Genomic DNA, 18,070 nt, shown 5'->3' on the forward strand with positions numbered 1-18,070 from the left:
AACATGTTGAGATCCAAAGACATTGAACTCTTACTTGTTCACGCTGCGCTACAAGTTCAATACCAAAAGCCAGAGCATGCCATTTCTATTCTCGATGCGGTTCTAGAAATAGAACCGCATCACAAAGAGGCGATGCAAACACTTGCTGTGGCGTGTTTACAAAGTGGTCGATATACCCGGACGATTGAGGTGTGTGAGCACTTATTAAAATCTGACCTTCATCCTGACTCGGCAGGACTCTGGTTTTGTTTAAGCCAAGCGCGTTGGAAACAAAATGACGTCGATGGGGCACGCCAAGCGCACCGACGCTATCTGCAATCTTTAAATAGTGAATCACATGAATAAGTTGATCGATATTCTAAACAAAGTAGGGCAACGCAAAGACATCATGCTTGCGGTGATGTTACTCGCGATCGTCTTTATGATGATATTGCCACTTCCTACCGCACTGGTGGATGTGCTGATTGGCACCAACATGAGCATTGCGGTGGTGCTGCTTATGTTAGCGATTTACATCACCACGCCACTTGAGTTCTCTGCATTTCCTGCGGTGCTATTGATCACGACATTGTTTCGTCTGTCTTTATCTATCACGACAACCCGCTTGATCTTGCTACAAGGCGATGCTGGTCAAATCGTTTATACATTCGGTAACTTCGTTGTGGGCGGTAACTTAGTGGTCGGTATTGTTGTGTTCCTGATCATTACCATTGTTCAGTTTATGGTGATCACCAAAGGCTCAGAAAGGGTAGCAGAAGTTAGTGCGCGCTTCTCACTCGATGCGATGCCTGGTAAGCAGATGAGTATTGACGGTGACATGCGTGCTGGAGTAATTGACGTACACGAAGCTAGGCACCGACGATCACTGATTGAAAAAGAAAGCCAAATGTATGGCTCGATGGATGGCGCGATGAAGTTCGTTAAAGGCGACTCCATTGCGGGTCTGGTCATCATTGTGGTCAACATCTTAGGTGGCGTCACGATCGGGGTAACGCAAAAAGGCATGAGTGCTTCTGAAGCACTTGAGTTATTTGCGATTTTGACCGTTGGTGATGGTTTGGTGTCGCAGATCCCGGCACTCTTTATCGCGATTACCGCCGGTATTATCGTGACGCGTGTTTCTCATGAAGACTCTTCTGATCTTGGATCGGATATTGGTGGGCAGGTGATTGCTCAGCCACGTGCGCTTCTTATTGGTGGTGTGCTTTTGGTGCTGTTCGCGCTCATCCCTGGGTTTCCAAAAATCACTTTTCTGGTCTTGGCCGCCGTGGTTGGTGGTGGTGGTTTCTTCCTTTTCTATCAACAGAAAAAACAAGCGGAATCAGATAGCACCGACTTATCAAGCTTTGTTTCGCAAGGGGCCGGTTCGCCAGCAGCGAAGCCAAGCAAACCCACGCCTTCTAGAAACAGTAAAGGTAAGTTAGGTGAGCAAGAAGAGTTCGCCATGACGGTCCCGCTGTTGATTGATCTTGACGCGAGCCTTCAGGAAAGCTTGGAAGCGGTCGCATTAAATGAAGAGCTAGCAAGGGTTAGACGCGCACTATATCTTGACCTAGGCGTGCCTTTCCCAGGCATCCACCTGCGCTTTAACGAGGGGATGCAAAATGGCGAGTACTTAATTCAGTTACAAGAAGTCCCGGTTGCACGAGGACGAATTGTTAAAGATCAACTCTTGGTGACAGAAGGGAATGAACAGATCGATTTATTAGGCGTGCCTTATGAGCAAGATGAAGATTTTCTACCTGGTATTTCTAGCATTTGGGTGGCACAGAGTTATGAGCAAAAACTCGTAGCCAGTCATGTAGGTTTTCTCACACCCGACAGAATTTTAACGTACCACTTGTCTCATGTTCTCAAGGAGTACGCACAAGACTTTATTGGTATTCAGGAGACGCGTTATCTGTTGGAGCAGATGGAAGGCAGTTATTCGGAGCTAGTCAAAGAGGCCCAGCGTATTGTTCCGTTGCAAAAAATGACGGAAATCTTGCAACGCTTGGTTTCTGAAGACATTTCTATCCGAAACCTTCGCGTGATCTTGGAAGCGATGGTTGAGTGGGGCCAAAAAGAGAAAGATGTTGTACAGCTGACGGAGTACATTCGTTCCAGCTTAAAACGTTACATTTGCTACAAATACGCAAGCGGACAAAACATGTTGCCCGCTTACTTATTGGATCAAAATCTCGAAGACACAATACGCAGCGGTATTCGTCAAACCTCAGCAGGGAGTTACTTGGCGTTAGACCCGTCAGTAACGCAACAATTTGTCAGTGATGTGAAACAGACCATTGGTGACTTAAGCCGCATGCCGAATAAACCTGTGCTAGTTGTGTCTATGGATGTACGCCGATATGTGCGAAAGCTTATTGAATCGGAATACTACGATCTGCCCGTTTTGTCATTTCAAGAACTAACCCAGCAAATCAATATTCAGCCACTTGGAAGGGTGGGGATGTAATGAAAACAAAACTAATACTCTCGCTGGCGCAAGCGGGGATCGAAGTGACGCCATACTTTTGGCAACAAAGTGAAATTCAACTTGGTTATCGAATTGAAGTTGAGGGCTTAGAGCTCGTTTTTCGGGTGGAGGACGGTGAAATCATCATCGTTCTTCTGAAACGCGTTCGTCCAAAATTGGGGTTGAGTAACCCCTTTGCCGGCTTATTTCTCTTGGCTGAACATGCCATTCAACTTTATCCCTCCGATTGGGTCATTCGCGGCAACGTCGATGTGTTACGTGGTAGCAACATGAGCAGCCAGCGATTGGCACAATTCTATCTAAAAGCATGCGGTGCAAGCCATGATGAGCTAGACGACTGGTACTGTTTATGCCTAGCAGATTATAGACCTTTGAAAAAGTTGAAAAAGTAAAAACTCACGACTGTTACTGACAGCACCGATGAGATGACCCGCTTTAAGATAGGAATCAAGATGAAGCAACCGTTTACCGATGCGATTGAGAACGCTGAGCTTGCCATTAGAAAAGCTGAAGACAGAACCGATATTTTTAACGAGCTATTGGAAGGCTTAGGTGTTGGTCCTGTTGCGGGTGATGTTTTACTTGGCGGCATAAAAGCACCAGTAGATACCATGAAACGTGCAGAGCAAGAGCTAATAGACGAAGTCCAGCGCCGCCGGCAACAACAAAATCAGCTACAAGGTACGTCAGGTAAACGCAGAAAGCGTCCCACAGTGATGCGCGGCATGATGATTTAGAGGTTTGGAAATGACGAATATGAAAACGACTGGCTCTACGACAGGAGCAACAGACACAGCTGCGAGTAGTGCACCATTACCCACTTTCCAACAAAACTTGATAGAGGCATTTACCCCTGTACTGGGTGAAGCAGAGACTCAGCAACTTGCCTCTCTAATCTCTTCATTGCCAACTATCTCGGGACAAACGGAATCACAAAGCATCGCGCTTTATGTTGATACACTTGAAAGCCTAAAAGCGAAAAATAACGCGTTTGCTGGTATATCATTGACCGACACCGCATCTGTCTGGATAAAGTCGCTACAAAGTTCTAACTCAGATGGCGAATTAACCGCAGCCGAGTTTAATGCTCAAACAAACCAAACGCTATCAAATCAGTTTCAGGCTTGGTTTAGTAAGTTACTGACGGACAATGTAGATAGCTCGTTGTCTACTGAGTTTGTTAGTCAATTTAATCTGGGCACTCAGAGTAACCAAGCGGAGCAGATCGCCAACCTCTCTGAGACAGGTCTGGCTAATGCCACCAAAGAAATTTCTCTTTTTGTTGCAGAGCTTGCTAATCAAATGGGCTCCCGTGAAGTGAGAGATGCTTCTATTTCTTTTCTTCGCAATGCCTTTAGTAGCTTAGGTTCCGCTAATCTCGCGCAACTGAAGAGCTCGGATTTTCTGTTGACTAAAGAGAGTTTCGCTCTTCAAGTCTCAGCTCAATTAAAAAGTAGTTTTCAAGGCATCGGTATTACTTTAAGCACCGATGACGCAAGTGCGCTAGCTAGCAGAATTACCTGGACTCCTGGTATTTCTAAACAGCAGCTTAAAGAAGCGTTAGATGAAATGGCCGCTCAAGTGAAAGGCCAATATAGCGCAGCTTATGGTGAGGCGAGTGGAACGAACAATCTAAAAGCAGCACTTAATACTGTCATTGGTGGAACTGAGCCTTTGACCCTTTCTAGTCTGTTCGCCAACTTCGCGGTGAGTTTAACAAATATAGAAATCGACGACTTTTACCAGGACAGCGCGATAGCCGATGTCCAAAAGACACAAATAACGGCAGCTCAAGTTAATTTGATCAAAGAAAACACCGAACGAGATATCCGATTACAGTTTGAAAAAATAGTAAAAGGTGAATCTACCGGGGCTTCATTTACTGAGCGATACGAGGCATTGCGCAAGAACTTAGGAGCATTGAAAGAGCGTCTACTCAATATCACCGACAAAGAGAAAGCGGATCGCGAGGTGAGAGCAGAGCACTCTCTAACGGCTCGTGATTTGTTGGCCGTTGTTGAGTCCAGCATTGGAGACCGTTTTGATGAGCAAGTGCTGCTTGCACTAAATGAGCGTCGTGTTAACCGTTTAGAGAAACGTAATGACCAGAAAGAGGCATTAGAGGATCTCACAATACAGCTTAAAGTTTTTGGTGTTGTGCAATCAAAAATTCACTCTACGCAAAGTGTTGATGGGGTTTATAAACCGGGATATCCAGAAAGTAACTTCAAAGCGAGTGACTTTAACTACAGCAATCAAACGGATTTTGAAGCTTCACCTGAGTACAAGTATTTGACGGATAATAAGATAACAAACCATCGAGACTTCCTTCAAACACAAGGTATTACTATCGGTGATGGTGCGTCGTACCAAGACGAAGAGAAGTCGAAAAAACTGTCTAATTTTTCTAGTTCTGTCAGCGCTAAATCCAAGTTGCTTAACGATGAAGTGCAAATCAAAACCACTGAGCTGAACGACACCAGTTCTCAATACAACTCGACCGTTGAAGCGATGAACAAGTTTGTTCAGAAGTACCACAGTATTTTACAAGAAATCCTACGAGCCATTTAAGGATAACCAACCATGACTAAAACAAACGCGACCGATCCATCCCAAATGCAAGCAGAGGAGCTGCTGTCTTTTCTGGAAGAGGGAGGCACGCTAAAAATGTTGCACGATGTGTCTCAGGACACCATCGAACACATTTATGCCGTAGGTTACAACTTTTTCCAATCGGGAAAGATTGAGCAAGCAGCGAAAGTATTTCAATTACTCAGCATGCTTGATCATTATCAGGCGCGATTTTTCATTGGCCTTGGCGCGGCTCGTCAGGAGTTGGGTGAGTATCTGCAGGCAATAGACGCCTACAGCTACGCAGCGCTAGTGGACGTAAATGATCCACGCCCACCTTTTCACTCTGCTGAATGTCACCTGAAACTGGAACAACTGACAGAAGCAGAGAGTGGGTTTTATAGCGCGAAGGAGATGTCTGCCGGAAAATCACAATATGCAGATTTGCATGAGCGTGCAGGCATCATGTTAGAAGCGGTGAGAAATAAAAAGGAGTAATTAGACTATGAGTTCTATTGCACTTGACCGCATCCAGACACAGGTTTATAGCCCTGAATCTGGCCAAGCCACGTTAGATAACGTGCAGAAAACGGCGTCTACAGCGACGCCTTCTGTGACGGTAGAAAACGTGAAGAGTAAAGATGCAGATGTACTGAACACCGGAAAAGTAAAAGTTCAGTTAGATGCACCTAACGCAGCTGTTAATGACAAAGTGAATGATTTGACGCTAAAAGCCATGGCACAGCTGCAAAAGATCGTCGATACCATTGCAAAATCTCTCCATGCAGTTGCAGACCAAACAGGTTCGATTGCCGTCAAAATCATCGCAGGATCTGCTGATGATTTTGAAGTAGAGCTTGCTGCTATCACGGATAAACTGAAAAGTGCTCAAAACGAGCTGAAAATTCAGGAAGTGAAGGTCGCAAAAGCTAAGCACGAAAAAGAGATGGTGGAAAACCAAGACAAAATCAAAGAATCGGAAGCCGCTGCAAAAGAAGCCCAAAAATCAGGCTTAGCAGCGAAGATCTTTGGTTGGATCAGTGCGGTGGTTTCTATTGTTGTTGGTGCCGTAATGGTGGCGACGGGTGTTGGTGCAGCAGCCGGTGCTCTTATGATCGCTGGTGGCGTCATGGGAGCAGTGAGCATGGCGCTGCAAGAGCCAGCCGTTCAAGATGCGCTAAAAGAAGCGGGCGTAAATGTCGATGTGCTAAACAAAGTCGTAATGGCATTAGAAATCGCCGTCGCGGTTATCGGAGCTGTTGTGACGTTTGGTGGTGCAGCAGCTGGCGGTATCGCGAAACTTGCAGCAAAAGGTGCTGGTAAGGTAGCTCAAAAGGTCACGGAAATCGCTACGAAAGCCGCTGCAAACATGGCGAAAGTGGCGGATATGGGCACAAAAGCTGCGACAACAACAGCGAAAGCGATTCGTTATGGTGCAGAAACCGTCGATCTTGCCGTCAACGTGGGTAAAGGCGCAACGGACAGTGTCCATGCTGCTAACAATGCTCACGTAACAGAGATTCAGGCTGATATCACAGACCTTCGAGCCAAAATGACGTTAAGCCAGGCTGTCATTGATAAGCTCAAAGAAGAGATTGGTAAGTTGATGGAAGACTTCCAAGAGCTGATGAGCCTCATCATGCAAATGATTCAAGCGAAAAGTGAAACTATGCAAACGGTGTTAAGCCGTCCTGCAACGGTATAAGGAGTTTATTATGCTAGATAAAGTAGGCGGAACGGGTCGTGGTGAACTATACGGTTTAGGCGATACCATTAAAACCAACAAAGCAGAAAAAGCGCCGGAAACAAAGCTTGAAGCGGGTGCCGTTAAAAGCCAAAGTGAGTCAGGTGTTTCTGGTGCAGCACGCTACCAGTTAGAGACACCTAAAGCTCCCACAGTGAGTAACCAAGCTCAAGTTGTTGCAAACTTAATGAGTGCTCTTGCGCCGACGGTGAACTCATTAATGAGCACAACGATGAAAGCGCTTAACGGTGAGGAGGTGATCAAGTCACCATCAGATGCGGTATCACAATCGTTAACGCTATTAACATTGTTGTATCAAGTATCAAAGCTGAGCCGTGAGCAGCAAGTGCTACAACGTGAAATTGCTGTTGAAGCAAACGTCGCGAGTTTAGAAAGCCAAGCGGCAGAACTAAACAACTCGGCAAGCGCAATGATCGCGATGGCAGTCGTTTCGGGTGTATTAGCGGGTGCTACCGCAATTATTGGTGCCCTTGGTTCTTTCAAAGCAGGGAAAGAAATCAAGAATGAAATGGCGAGCAATAATGTACTGAAAACGCAAAAAGCTGGCTTCGATCAAGCAGAAGAGTTATTAAATAACAATAGCTTGTCTAAAACTCAGCAAGATCAGGTTAAGCGTGCGCACTCACTAGCGAAAGACAATATCGCAGACACGACAGCGCAGCTGACAAGTGGTGGCCGTAAGTTCGATAAGTTGATGAGCTCAAACCAAGCAAAGAACGCGATTCTTCAAGCTTTGGGCCAGATGGCAAACTCAGCATCGAATGTAGAGCAAACCAAAGCGCAAGCGCGCAGCAAAGATGATGAAGTACAAGCGACTCGCGCACAAGCAGCCAAACAGAAAGCCGATGAAAACATTGGTTTCCAAGAAGGTTTATTGAAAGAGCTACGTGACTTGTTCCGATCTATCTCAGATAGCCAGAACCAAGCGTGGCGAGCGTCAGTCCCAACGGTGTAACCATCCGTTTCACTAACTACAAAGCGTTGTTTATACAACGCTTTTTTTATGGGATTCAAGTCTAAATGCTATTTATCAGTAGGTTAAGTTGATAAAAAAGTATATATCTATAAATCAACCTCCAAGGATGAGAACTCAAACGTTATCAAATTGTTAACGGTTGCTATACTTAAACGGTCATCAACACAGGTAAAAGGGATGTTCAATGTTTAAGTTTAAGCAAATCGCACTTGCTGCTTCTTTAGCGGCACTCACAACAGGCTTTTCTGCGTCTGCGGAGGAAACGTTTGTCACGATTGGTACCGGTGGCGTAACAGGGGTTTATTATCCGACTGGTGGCGCTATTTGTCGCTTGGTTAACAAATCGCGAGAAGATCACGGTATCCGTTGTTCGGTAGAAAGTACTGGGGGGTCGATTTATAACATCAACACTATTCGTGCTGGTGAATTGGACCTCGGTATCGCGCAATCAGACTGGCAGTATCATGCTTACAAAGGAACCAGTAAGTTTGAAGAAAGCGGGCCTTTTAAAGAGCTGCGCGCCGTATTCTCCGTTCATCCAGAACCGTTTACTGTCGTTGCACGTAAAGACGCGAACATCAAAACTTTTGATGATTTGAAAGGTAAGCGCGTTAACATTGGTAATCCTGGTTCTGGTCAGCGAGGTACTATGGAAGTGCTAATGAACCAGTATGGTTGGAGTAACGACGACTTTAAGCTTGTCTCTGAGTTAAAAGCAGCAGAGCAATCAAAAGCACTTTGTGATAACAAAATTGATGCGATGATTTATACCGTTGGTCACCCAAGTGGAGCGATTAAAGAAGCCACTACGTCGTGTGATAGTAATATCGTAACGGTAGCTGGACCTAATGTAGAAAAACTGGTTGCAGACAACAGCTTCTATCGTGTCGCAAATGTCCCGGGTGGTATGTATCGTGGCACAGATAGTGATGTTCAAACCTTTGGTGTGGGCGCGACGTTTGTTTCCTCTACTGCTGTACCAGAAGATGTGGTTTATAACGTGGTTAAAGCGGTATTTGAAAACTTCGATGATTTCCGCCGTCTCCACCCAGCGTTTGCAAACTTGAAGAAAGAGGAAATGGTAAAAGACGGTTTATCTGCGCCTCTTCACCCAGGTGCGCTCAAATACTACAAAGAAGTAGGGCTGATTAAGTAAGCGTTGCTTTCGCTTATTATTGATGTAAAACGCCATCTTTCTCGATCAATGCCACTCGTTTAACTGCGAGTGGCATATTTCTATCTCTCGTCATCCTGTACAGCGACGAAGGAGCGTGATACAGGATCTTCCATCCGAGCACTTTGTGATTAAAATGGTTTCATTAGCCGCTCAGTGTAGTGCTATTAGATTCCTAACCTCGCTGGAGTGACACAAAAAATCGTTAAGCTATCTGCATTAATCTTTCGCGCTGGTGTTTTTGTAGGATTGTTATCCACTTGTACAAGTTTTGCTTAAACATAAACATCAATGAAAAAGTAGATAGTGATGAGAATAGAAGAAAGAGCAACAAACCCTTTAACATGATTGGGATTCAGTTGACGAGAGACACGAGCTGCAAGATACCCACCTACCAACGTACCGACCAAAACAACACTACCTGTGTGCCAGTCAATGGAGCCATTGGCAACAAAAATCACGATAGCAATGAGTGAAACACACGTAGATACGAGCAATTTCAAACCGTTCATTAAATTAATGTCTTGGTGGCCCGCTACTACCAGATAGCTCAGAACAATAACCCCTAAACCTGCGTTGAAAAAACCACCGTAAGCAGAGACACCAACAAGTAATAAACCCAACGCGATTGCTCCGAGTATGCCAGCATGTTTGTGCTCTTTCGCGACAGTTTTGATTAGCATTGTTAAACGAGAACCGGTGAGAAAAAGCACGGTGGCAAATAAGAGTAACCAAGGGATAGCTTCCATAAATAGCGATTCTGGCGTGTTGAGCAACAGATATGCTCCGACAGCGCCGCCGACTAAACTGAATGAGACTGTGAACAGCAGTTCATGCTTGTTCTTCATGATCTCTTCTCTGAACCCGACGGCTCCGCTAATGTAACCCGCACATGAAGCATACGTGTTTGTTGCGTTAGCCATAATAGGAGGAACACCTACTGCCAATAGAGCCGGAAAAGTAATAAAGCTTCCGCCTCCCGCTATGGAGTTAATGATCCCACCAATTACGCCAGCAACGAATAAAAGTGCTAGTTCTAAAAGCATAAGCAATCCTTGTTATGTTCTTTTTCATTGTTAGAGCTTCAGATGATCTAACCCACATGCTCTAACGTTCTGATATGAGGTTTACTTTACCCGCTCTAAAACAAAATTGTTCAGTTCTGTAACGTTTTTGATGACATGAACGGCTTTAGTTTGAGAGTACCCCTCGAGGCGAGACATAAAGTCATCATTCCAGAATGCAGGGCATTGCTGAAGAACTTTGTAGCTTTGTAACGTTCCTTTAAGTACCGAACTACCATCAGGCCAACCTTCAGGTTTAATGAATAGTCCTTTAAGGAGACGTTTCGTCACAAACCAATAGCTTACTGAGTATGGTAGATCAATATAAATGAGAGTATCGGCTGCATCTAAACGAGCGTTGAAAGAGCTGATCGGTCCAAGGCCATCTATAATCCAACGATCTGAGCTTAGTATATTGCTATGAGCTTCATCAAAAACGCTACGCTCAACGGGATCACCGTTTGGTTTATAGACTATTGAATCTAATTGATGAAGAGGAAGACCGGTAGCAGACGCGATTGCTTTACTTACCGTCGATTTTCCACTGCCGGGTTTACCAAAAACTGCTATTTTTTGCATTGTGACCGCCTCCAAGAGAGCTTTTCCCATACGGTAGAGACAGAAAACCCACCGCTATGGGTGGGTTCGATAAATACTGAGCGCATCAAAAAATCCCACCATTCCTATGGAATGATGATAATTCGTTGGTTAAGTTGCGCTAAGTGTGTGTTCATACAATCACCTTCATATAACGACAGTGATTTGTCAATACCATCTGCACAATAAGCGAACGATTTGGAGGGCGGAAGATAAAGCCATCACGATGGATGGCTTTATCTAGGTTGAAAGAGACAGCGATTACTGCTCAACGCTGACTGGCTGTGCTTTAAACTTTTGAATCAGCTTTACGATTAGTGGACTTGCCAATACCAATACAGCTAAAACAGTAAAGGTAAGGGTAATAGGACGCTCCCATAGGAAACTCAGTTCTCCATCTGAAATCATTAATGCGCGGCGTAAGTTCTCTTCCATTAATCCTCCAAGGATGAAGCCCAGCAATAAAGGTGCGAGCGGGAAGTTAGCGAGCCGAAGTGCAATGGCAGCCATAGCCACAATCAGCATCACGAACACATCCATAGTGTTAAAAGAGACCAAATAAACCCCGGTGATTGAGAAGAATAAAATCATCGGTAGAAGCACCGTTCTTGGAACCGCCAAAAGCTTTGAAATGTACGGAATCAACGGTAAGTTCATGATCACAAGTACGATGTTGCCGAAGTACATGGAAATGATCACTGACCAGAACACATCTGGGTGTTCAACAAATAGGCGAGGGCCAGGTTGAATACCATAAGCGATCAGCGCACCGAGCATTATTGCTGTTGTACCAGAGCCCGGAATACCAAGCGTTAATAGCGGTACAAATGAACCACTAGATGCTGCATTGTTCGCAGACTCTGGCGCAACCAAACCACGGATACTGCCTTTACCGAACTCATCCTTTTTCTCTTTAGGTGCGAGGTTGCGCTCCATACCATAGCTTAAAAAAGCAGCAATGGTTGCCCCTGCGCCAGGAAGAACGCCAGTGAAGAAACCTAATATTGAAGAGCGAATTGAAACAGGCGCAACATCTTTGATTTCTTCCTTGGTCACTTTCATTGAGCCAATGTTGCTCAGCTTTTCTTGTTCTTCATCGCTGGTGTCTTTTGATGGTTTAAGGATGCCCATCAGTGTCTCACCCAGTGCGAATGTCGCCATTGCAAGCAACAAGAAGCTAAAGCCATCCATTAAATCCGTTAAACCGAAGGTAAAGCGTTCAACGCCTACGCCTTTATCGATTCCAACTGTAGATAGCATCAAACCAAGAATGGTCATCATCCACGCTTTGATTACCTGACCTTTCCCCGCAAAAGCCGCGACTGCTGATAACCCAAGTAGCATCAACGCAAAATAGTCCGACGATTGGAAGCTAAGGGAGACGCTAGCCAATGCTGGTGCGGCAACAAGCAACATAATGGCAGATAGCGTTCCGCCAGTGAAAGATGAATAAGCTGCCAAAGCTAATGCTTTACCTGCTTGGCCTTTTTGGGCCATTGGGTAGCCGTCGAATGCTGTCACCACGGTTGAAGAACAACCCGGCGCATTAATTAAAATCGACGATGTAGAACCACCAAATACCGCACCGTAATAAACACCCGCCATTAAAATAAGGCCCGAGGAGGGCTCTAGGCCATAAGTAATTGGGATCATCAAAGCAATGGCTGAGATCGGCCCAAGTCCAGGTAACATGCCGATAAATGTACCGACGAAGCAACCAACGATCACCATCATAATGTTCATTGGCATTACTGCGGTGGATAAACCTTGTAGAATTCCATCTAACATAATTCAGTCCTTTCTTTGACTACCAGATGGTGAAAATCAAACCTGGTTCGAGATAGATGTCCAAACCTTGAGTGAGTAATAAGTAGAACGCGATCACGAATGGAAACGACGCGCCAAACAGAACGGGTTTACGTCTTTCCCCGAGCAGATAAAAGCCAGCCAATAAAAAGAAGCCAGTAGCTATCACAAAACCTAAGTAAGTCAGGCCCACGCCGTAGAGCGCCATTAAAATTAAAAAGGCAATCAGTAACTTCCAATTGAAGGTCAGCACTGCGCCACTTTGTTTATCTGGTTGTCCTGTCACCAGCAATAGCAAAGAAAGGCCGACACCAACGTAAGTCAGGATGGTTGGCAGAGTACGTGCGGTGAATGGTTCATACTCATCACCTGGAAACAATGGAATCTGCGAGGTTTGATAACCGTAGCAAAGACAGAAAAGTAGAAAGATCATTGCGCCGACGCGGTCACGACAGAGCAAATACTCTTTGGTGAAAAAGTTGGTTGAACGAGGCATATTCAACTCCTAACAAAAGTAAAAAAGACCGCATATGGACGTCAATGAATAAACTAAACCATTAACAATTAAGCATTTCGCTGCTAGTCGAGCCGCTTTGGGTATATAAACAAAGGAGTGTGCATGTCGATTGTCGACAATGTCCATATGCGGTGAAACTTAGAGTGCAAATACAATGGGGAAATACCAACCTACGTTATTCATTGAGGTTGGTATCTGAGGGACCCCAATTCGATTGTTACTTCAGGAAGCCTAACTCGCGCATTAAGTCACCCATCTGCTGCTCTTGATCTTCAAGAAACGCGAAGAATGCTTTATCCGCTTTATAGTTGTCGATCCAACCATTGCGGTCTCGAACGACTTGCCATTCGTCGGTGTTATACATTTTAGTAAATGCGGCATTCCATTCATCTAGCTTTTCTTGGCTTGTGCCTGGTGCTGCAAAGAATCCACGCCAGTTAGCAAAGACAGTTTCATTACCATATTCGGTGAGAGTTGGAATGTTAGGCGCAGCTTCTAAACGTTTTGGTGCTGTAATCGCTAACACTTTCACTTGCCCAGACTTAGACATTTCGAGTACTTCACCTAGCCCTGTAGAGAGCAGTTGTGTTTCGCCTGAAAGTAGGGCTGCCATGGCTTTTCCACCTGCATCATAGGCAATGTAACGAACTTTACGCGCATCAAAACCTTCACCTTTGAAAGCTGCTGCTATAACCAAATGATCCATAGAACCACGAGCAGAGCCACCAGCAACCTTCACCTTACGTGGGTTTTCTTTAAAAGCTTTAACGACATCTTCCCAAGAGCTGTAAGGAGAATCGGCTGATGTAACAATGGCGCCATAATCGGCAACCGTTGCGGCAACAGGAGTCAAGTCGCGGAAAGATTGTGGGAAGATCCCACTGAGCGAGCGAACGACGATCGGTGTTGAGTTCACCATGAGTGTATCTTCTTGACGATCAGCCGTTTCAATCAAATGTGCGATTGCTTTGCCACCGCCACCACCAGATAGGTTTTGAAATGATACGGTTTCGACGATGTCCGACTTTATTAATACATCACCAGTACCTCGGGCGGTCATGTCCCAACCGCCACCGGCACCTCCAGGGATAAGAAAGTGCATTTTTTCAATATCTGCAGCAAGAGCGTTGAATGAAAATGAAGCTGCGATGATTGAAGCGGCGAGCGTTGGTTTGAGTACCTTTAACATGTTCACGTTCCTTATGTTGGCGACTCTATTTAGTTGAGCCTTATTGTTTTTGCTCAGTTGTCATGCCTTGTAAGCGTTAAAGCTGAACTTGGTGTAAAGGTTAATTAAGTGTTAAATATCTGTCTGTAAAAGAGATATAAAGAGAATATTGAGCATTTCGGTTATTTTGTTCATAAAGTTCACGGCGAGAAGTTGGTGTTAGGTCACGCGGCTTTACGCTTTGGTAGGCCATAATAAAATGACGGAAATGAACGAGGAAAAGAGAATGAAAGGAACGTGTTTGTGCGGCGCAATTGAAGTCATCGCTGAGGTTAAAAATGAGGTTAGCCTGTGCCATTGCTCTATGTGTCGAAAATGGTCGAGTGGCGCACTTCATGCGGTGCATTGTGGGCCTAACGTGACGTTTAAAGGTGGCGAACCTAAACGTTATCAGTCGTCAGACTGGGGAGTGAGGGGGTTTTGCGGTGAGTGTGGCACAAACCTTTTCTACCATTTGTTGCCGACAGGTGAGTACATTCTTTCCGCTGGTTTGTTCGATAACCCAGATTTCAAACTCACTTTAGAGATTTTTACCGATGAAAAGCCAGCTTATTATGACCTCAATTCCGCTTCACAAAAGATGACTTCGCAACAAGTTTTTGATCAATTTGTACCTAAAGAATAGTTTTTTATCCGATTATTGTTCGACAGCTGAGCTTTTAGTTTTTAGATCATAAGCTTAAAGGTTTATAAGTTGTCGACAATATGAACTCACCATTCTTTATTTCTGCTAAAAAAGGCACTTAATGGGCATTTTAGGCCCATTTAAACTACGACCTTAGTCTAAATTGTCGACAATTTACTTGATTGTCGACACTTTGATCGACTACTTTATATTCAGGTTAAGAAATTGTAGACATTTCGATGTCGGTAACAAGAGTATCTGAATATGAACTCTGAGTTGAAAGCTCGTTATAAAGTGCTGGGTTCTGAGAAAGAACACACCAAATCCGAAACGCTGACCGAAACACTGATTGAAGTCATTGTTAATGGCGATGTGAAGCCTGGCCATAAGATATCAGAGCCTGAGCTAGCAAAGAAATATCAAGTCAGTCGTGGGCCTTTGCGTGAAGCATTGATGCGCTTAGAGGGGCTAGGGCTCATCGAGCGAATTCCTCATGTTGGGGCCAGAGTGACCACTTTTTCTCCGGAAAAGCTGATAGAACTTTATGCCGTTCGAGAAGCATTGGAAGGCATGGCAGCAAGGTTAGCTGCGCGACACATTACGCAAGAAGAGCTCTTAAGCTTGGAAATGCTATTGTCGACACATTCCAAGCATATAGACCAAATGGAAGGCGCGTCTTACTTCCATCAACATGGTGACTTTGATTTTCACTATCGCATCATCCAAGCGAGCAGAAACAGTAAGTTAATATCTCTGCTGTGTGATGAACTCTATCACTTATTACGGATGTATCGTTACCAGTCGCCACGTGCGCAATCTCGCCCGAATGAGGCGCTCACCGAACACAAATTCATTTTGGAAGCCATTCGCAATCGCGATGAAGAGCTTGCAGAAATGTTGATGAGAAGACACATATCAGGAAGTCGAAAGCTCATCCAATCTCAAATTATACATACAGAAAGTTTAGACAAAGACTAGAAGGAATTCGTCATGAGCTTAACACCGGGAGCGAAATTCAGACTCGCCATTGAACAAAATAATCCACTACAAATTGTCGGCACTATAAACCCGTATTGCGCCATGATGGCAAAAAACTTGGGTCACCAAGCGATTTACTTGTCTGGTGGCGGTATCGCAAATGCGTCATACGGATTGCCGGATCTCGGTATCACAACATTAAACGACGTTTTGGTTGACGTTGACCGGATCACTAACGCATGTGATTTGCCTCTTTTGGTTGATATCGACACGGGTTTTGGCGGTGCATTTAACATTGCTCGCACGATCAAAGCGATGGAAAAAGCGGGCGCGGCAGCGGTGCACATGGAAGACCAAGTCGCACAGAAACGTTGTGGTCATCGTCCGAACAAAGCAATAGTCAGCCAGCAAGAGATGGTTGATCGTGTAAAAGCCGCGGTTGATGCACGCAATGATGAAAGTTTCGTGATTATGGCTCGTACTGACGCGTTAGCTGTTGAAGGCATGGACAGCGCAATCGAGCGCGCGATTGCGTGTGTGGAAGCTGGCGCAGACATGATCTTCCCAGAAGCGATGAACAAGCTGGAACAGTACCTTCAGTTTTCAAATGCGCTTGAGCAAGCGACCGGAAAGCACGTTCCTATTCTGGCGAATATTACAGAATTTGGCGCGACACCGCTGTATGGCTGCGATGAGCTAGCGAAAGCACAAGTGGACATGGTGCTTTATCCATTAAGTGCGTTCCGTGCCATGAACAAAGCTGCTGAAACGGTCTACAAACATTTGCTAGAAGTGGGTAATCAGGAAGCACTGGTTGATTCGATGCAAACACGTAAAGAGTTGTATCAGCACCTGAATTACCACGACTACGAAGACAAACTTGACCAGTTATTCTCTGAAGGGAAATAGCGGGGGAAAAGCAAAAATAAACGGAAGCCCAAGAAAAAGATAATCGGAATTTATCTCATCTAATAACGTGAAATTCGTTTGGCTAAAAACACCCCAGAGAGGGAAAAGTCAGACAGAAAAGGAGTTCAAACAATGTCTCAAACTGCAGAAAAGAAAGCAGAATTAGGTGGCGCAGGCCTTCGTGGTCAAAGCGCAGGAAGCACAGCTTTATGTACTGTCGGAAAAACGGGAACTGGTTTAACTTATCGTGGATACGATATTACTGATCTTGCGAACAACGCACAGTTTGAAGAAGTGGCTCACCTTCTGTTACGCGGTCACTTGCCAAATCAACAAGAACTTGATGCGTACAAGACACACCTACTCAGCCTTAGAGGTTTGCCAGCCGAGCTAAAACAAGCTTTAGAGTTAATTCCTGCAAGCGCACACCCAATGGACGTAATGCGCACGGGTTGTTCTGTATTGGGTAACCTAGAGCAGGAAATGAGCTTTGAGGAGCAACTGAAAGCAACCGAACGTATGCTAGCCTTGTTCCCTGCCATCATCTGTTACTGGTACCGCTTTAGTCATGATGGAGTGCGTATCAACACCGAGGATCAGACTGAAGATTGCATCGGTGGTTACTTCTTGCGATTACTTACAGACAAAGCGCCATCTGCGCTGCACAAACAAGTGATGCATTGCTCGCTCATTCTTTATGCTGAACATGAGTTTAATGCTTCTACATTCGCGGCACGCGTTTGTGCATCAACGTTGTCAGACATCCATTCTTGTATCACGGCTGCAATCGGTACGCTTCGTGGACCACTTCACGGCGGTGCGAACGAAGCGGCGATGGAAATGATTGAAGATTGGCAAACGCCCGATGAGGCGGAAGCGAACATCATGAAAATGCTAGCCAATAAAGACAAGATCATGGGCTTTGGTCATGCGATTTATCGTGAAAGTGACCCTCGCAACGCCTTAATAAAACGCTGGTCCAAAGAGCTATCGAAACAAGTTGGTGATACACATCTATATGCGGTTTCTGAGCGTGTTGAATCAGTGATGAAGCGAGAGAAAGGTCTGTTCTGTAATGCGGACTTCTTCCATGCATCGGCTTACCACTTCATGGACATTCCAACCAAACTATTCACCCCAATCTTTGTGATGAGTCGTTTAACGGGCTGGGCTGCACACGTTTATGAACAGCGTGCCAATAACCGTATTATTCGCCCAAGTGCCGATTATACGGGCCCAGATCATCAAGAATGGGTGCCTATCGAGAATCGCTAGCGCGAAGGTCAACGAGGGCATTATATGCTTTGGTTGACCACCTCCTTCCTTTGTCATTCTCTCTAACAGAGGAAGGAGAACCTCTCATCACTGTGTTTCTGGAGCAATG

18 protein-coding genes are annotated in these 18,070 nt (G+C 45.1%); 13 read left to right on the forward strand and 5 right to left on the reverse strand.

Annotated elements, in window-relative coordinates:
• Window positions 1-3 precede the first annotated feature (3 nt).
• The 9 genes from vscY to R7O03_RS13790 all read left to right on the forward strand — a co-directional run bounded on the left by vscY (window position 4) and on the right by R7O03_RS13790 (window position 8,944).
• Window positions 4-345, forward strand: coding sequence for a type III secretion system chaperone VscY (gene vscY / locus R7O03_RS13750; RefSeq protein ID WP_158156522.1), 342 nt, complete (start codon window positions 4-6; stop codon window positions 343-345).
• Window positions 329-2,455, forward strand: a complete 2,127-nt coding sequence (gene vcrD, locus R7O03_RS13755) for a SctV family type III secretion system export apparatus subunit VcrD (protein WP_086013006.1) — start codon at window positions 329-331, stop codon at window positions 2,453-2,455. Before vscY ends, vcrD begins: the two co-directional genes overlap by 17 nt.
• Window positions 2,455-2,868 carry an LcrR family type III secretion system chaperone gene (locus R7O03_RS13760; RefSeq protein WP_054575029.1) on the forward strand — a complete coding sequence of 138 codons (414 nt, stop codon included), beginning with the start codon at window positions 2,455-2,457 and terminating at the stop codon, window positions 2,866-2,868. The genes vcrD and R7O03_RS13760 overlap by 1 nt, the downstream gene beginning before the upstream one ends.
• Window positions 2,869-2,928: 60 nt before the next feature.
• Window positions 2,929-3,213 carry an LcrG family type III secretion system chaperone gene (locus R7O03_RS13765; RefSeq protein WP_005395092.1) on the forward strand — a complete coding sequence of 95 codons (285 nt, stop codon included), beginning with the start codon at window positions 2,929-2,931 and terminating at the stop codon, window positions 3,211-3,213.
• Window positions 3,214-3,223: 10 nt separating this feature from the next.
• Window positions 3,224-5,047, forward strand: a complete 1,824-nt coding sequence (locus R7O03_RS13770) for a virulence-associated V antigen (RefSeq protein WP_154204546.1) — start codon at window positions 3,224-3,226, stop codon at window positions 5,045-5,047.
• 12 nt (window positions 5,048-5,059) lie between these two features.
• Window positions 5,060-5,545, forward strand: a complete 486-nt coding sequence (gene vcrH / locus R7O03_RS13775; RefSeq protein ID WP_005377258.1) for a SycD/LcrH family type III secretion system chaperone VcrH — start codon at window positions 5,060-5,062, stop codon at window positions 5,543-5,545.
• A gap of 7 nt (window positions 5,546-5,552) precedes the next feature.
• The gene (vopB, locus tag R7O03_RS13780) at window positions 5,553-6,752 is read left to right on the forward strand and encodes a type III secretion system translocon subunit VopB (RefSeq protein WP_149192505.1); all 1,200 of its coding nucleotides are present in this window, start codon (window positions 5,553-5,555) and stop codon (window positions 6,750-6,752) included.
• Between the two features lie 10 nt (window positions 6,753-6,762).
• A complete protein-coding gene (vopD, locus tag R7O03_RS13785) occupies window positions 6,763-7,767 on the forward strand; it encodes a type III secretion system translocon subunit VopD (protein ID WP_213973406.1) in 1,005 nt (334 codons plus the stop codon).
• Between the two features lie 205 nt (window positions 7,768-7,972).
• Window positions 7,973-8,944, forward strand: coding sequence for a TAXI family TRAP transporter solute-binding subunit (locus tag R7O03_RS13790; RefSeq protein WP_005388171.1), 972 nt, complete (start codon window positions 7,973-7,975; stop codon window positions 8,942-8,944).
• A gap of 293 nt (window positions 8,945-9,237) precedes the next feature.
• On the opposite strand, the gene R7O03_RS13795 is transcribed toward R7O03_RS13790, so the two are convergent.
• The 5 genes from R7O03_RS13795 to R7O03_RS13815 all read right to left on the reverse strand — a co-directional run bounded on the left by R7O03_RS13795 (window position 9,238) and on the right by R7O03_RS13815 (window position 14,135).
• Entirely contained in the window at window positions 9,238-10,008 is a 771-nt protein-coding gene (locus tag R7O03_RS13795) for a sulfite exporter TauE/SafE family protein (protein ID WP_005388172.1), read from the reverse strand.
• An 81-nt stretch (window positions 10,009-10,089) separates the two neighbouring features.
• A complete protein-coding gene (locus R7O03_RS13800; protein WP_149192504.1) occupies window positions 10,090-10,605 on the reverse strand; it encodes an adenylate kinase in 516 nt (171 codons plus the stop codon).
• Window positions 10,606-10,884: 279 nt separating this feature from the next.
• On the reverse strand, window positions 10,885-12,411 hold the full coding sequence (locus R7O03_RS13805; RefSeq protein WP_318131773.1) for a tripartite tricarboxylate transporter permease: 1,527 nt from the start codon (window positions 12,409-12,411) through the stop codon (window positions 10,885-10,887).
• A 19-nt stretch (window positions 12,412-12,430) separates the two neighbouring features.
• Window positions 12,431-12,925: a tripartite tricarboxylate transporter TctB family protein gene (locus R7O03_RS13810; RefSeq protein ID WP_005388179.1), complete on the reverse strand. Its 495-nt coding sequence runs from the start codon at window positions 12,923-12,925 to the stop codon at window positions 12,431-12,433.
• Window positions 12,926-13,163: 238 nt separating this feature from the next.
• Window positions 13,164-14,135, reverse strand: a complete 972-nt coding sequence (locus tag R7O03_RS13815) for a tripartite tricarboxylate transporter substrate binding protein (RefSeq protein ID WP_005388181.1) — start codon at window positions 14,133-14,135, stop codon at window positions 13,164-13,166.
• A gap of 265 nt (window positions 14,136-14,400) precedes the next feature.
• Here R7O03_RS13815 and R7O03_RS13820 point away from each other — a divergent pair, with 265 nt between their 5' ends.
• The 4 genes from R7O03_RS13820 (at window position 14,401) to prpC (ending at window position 17,961) form a co-directional block, all read left to right on the forward strand.
• Window positions 14,401-14,799 (forward strand): GFA family protein, encoded by a 399-nt coding sequence (locus tag R7O03_RS13820; RefSeq protein ID WP_017633774.1) that lies wholly within the window; start codon window positions 14,401-14,403, stop codon window positions 14,797-14,799.
• 264 nt (window positions 14,800-15,063) lie between these two features.
• Window positions 15,064-15,777, forward strand: a complete 714-nt coding sequence (locus tag R7O03_RS13825; protein ID WP_005377279.1) for a GntR family transcriptional regulator — start codon at window positions 15,064-15,066, stop codon at window positions 15,775-15,777.
• A 12-nt stretch (window positions 15,778-15,789) separates the two neighbouring features.
• Complete coding sequence (gene prpB, locus R7O03_RS13830) at window positions 15,790-16,686, forward strand: methylisocitrate lyase (RefSeq protein ID WP_172563240.1); 897 nt, start codon at window positions 15,790-15,792, stop codon at window positions 16,684-16,686.
• Window positions 16,687-16,818: 132 nt separating this feature from the next.
• Window positions 16,819-17,961, forward strand: a complete 1,143-nt coding sequence (gene prpC, locus R7O03_RS13835; protein ID WP_005377283.1) for a 2-methylcitrate synthase — start codon at window positions 16,819-16,821, stop codon at window positions 17,959-17,961.
• Window positions 17,962-18,070: the final 109 nt, after the last annotated feature.

Source organism: Vibrio sp. Vb2960 (assembly GCF_033337665.1).
Taxonomy (GTDB): Bacteria; Pseudomonadota; Gammaproteobacteria; order Enterobacterales; family Vibrionaceae; genus Vibrio; species Vibrio alginolyticus.

Coding starts and splice junctions, on each gene's coding strand:
- R7O03_RS13790 (WP_005388171.1), top strand. CDS start 7,973: ATGTTTAAGTTTAAGCAAATCGCACTTGCTGCTTCTTTAGCGGCACTC.
- R7O03_RS13810 (WP_005388179.1), bottom strand. CDS start 12,925: ATGCCTCGTTCAACCAACTTTTTCACCAAAGAGTATTTGCTCTGTCGT.
- R7O03_RS13805 (WP_318131773.1), bottom strand. CDS start 12,411: ATGTTAGATGGAATTCTACAAGGTTTATCCACCGCAGTAATGCCAATG.
- prpB (WP_172563240.1), top strand. CDS start 15,790: ATGAGCTTAACACCGGGAGCGAAATTCAGACTCGCCATTGAACAAAAT.
- R7O03_RS13795 (WP_005388172.1), bottom strand. CDS start 10,008: ATGCTTTTAGAACTAGCACTTTTATTCGTTGCTGGCGTAATTGGTGGG.
- R7O03_RS13800 (WP_149192504.1), bottom strand. CDS start 10,605: ATGCAAAAAATAGCAGTTTTTGGTAAACCCGGCAGTGGAAAATCGACG.
- prpC (WP_005377283.1), top strand. CDS start 16,819: ATGTCTCAAACTGCAGAAAAGAAAGCAGAATTAGGTGGCGCAGGCCTT.
- vcrH (WP_005377258.1), top strand. CDS start 5,060: ATGACTAAAACAAACGCGACCGATCCATCCCAAATGCAAGCAGAGGAG.
- R7O03_RS13825 (WP_005377279.1), top strand. CDS start 15,064: ATGAACTCTGAGTTGAAAGCTCGTTATAAAGTGCTGGGTTCTGAGAAA.
- vopD (WP_213973406.1), top strand. CDS start 6,763: ATGCTAGATAAAGTAGGCGGAACGGGTCGTGGTGAACTATACGGTTTA.
- vscY (WP_158156522.1), top strand. CDS start 4: ATGTTGAGATCCAAAGACATTGAACTCTTACTTGTTCACGCTGCGCTA.
- R7O03_RS13760 (WP_054575029.1), top strand. CDS start 2,455: ATGAAAACAAAACTAATACTCTCGCTGGCGCAAGCGGGGATCGAAGTG.
- R7O03_RS13765 (WP_005395092.1), top strand. CDS start 2,929: ATGAAGCAACCGTTTACCGATGCGATTGAGAACGCTGAGCTTGCCATT.
- R7O03_RS13815 (WP_005388181.1), bottom strand. CDS start 14,135: ATGTTAAAGGTACTCAAACCAACGCTCGCCGCTTCAATCATCGCAGCT.
- R7O03_RS13770 (WP_154204546.1), top strand. CDS start 3,224: ATGACGAATATGAAAACGACTGGCTCTACGACAGGAGCAACAGACACA.
- R7O03_RS13820 (WP_017633774.1), top strand. CDS start 14,401: ATGAAAGGAACGTGTTTGTGCGGCGCAATTGAAGTCATCGCTGAGGTT.
- vopB (WP_149192505.1), top strand. CDS start 5,553: ATGAGTTCTATTGCACTTGACCGCATCCAGACACAGGTTTATAGCCCT.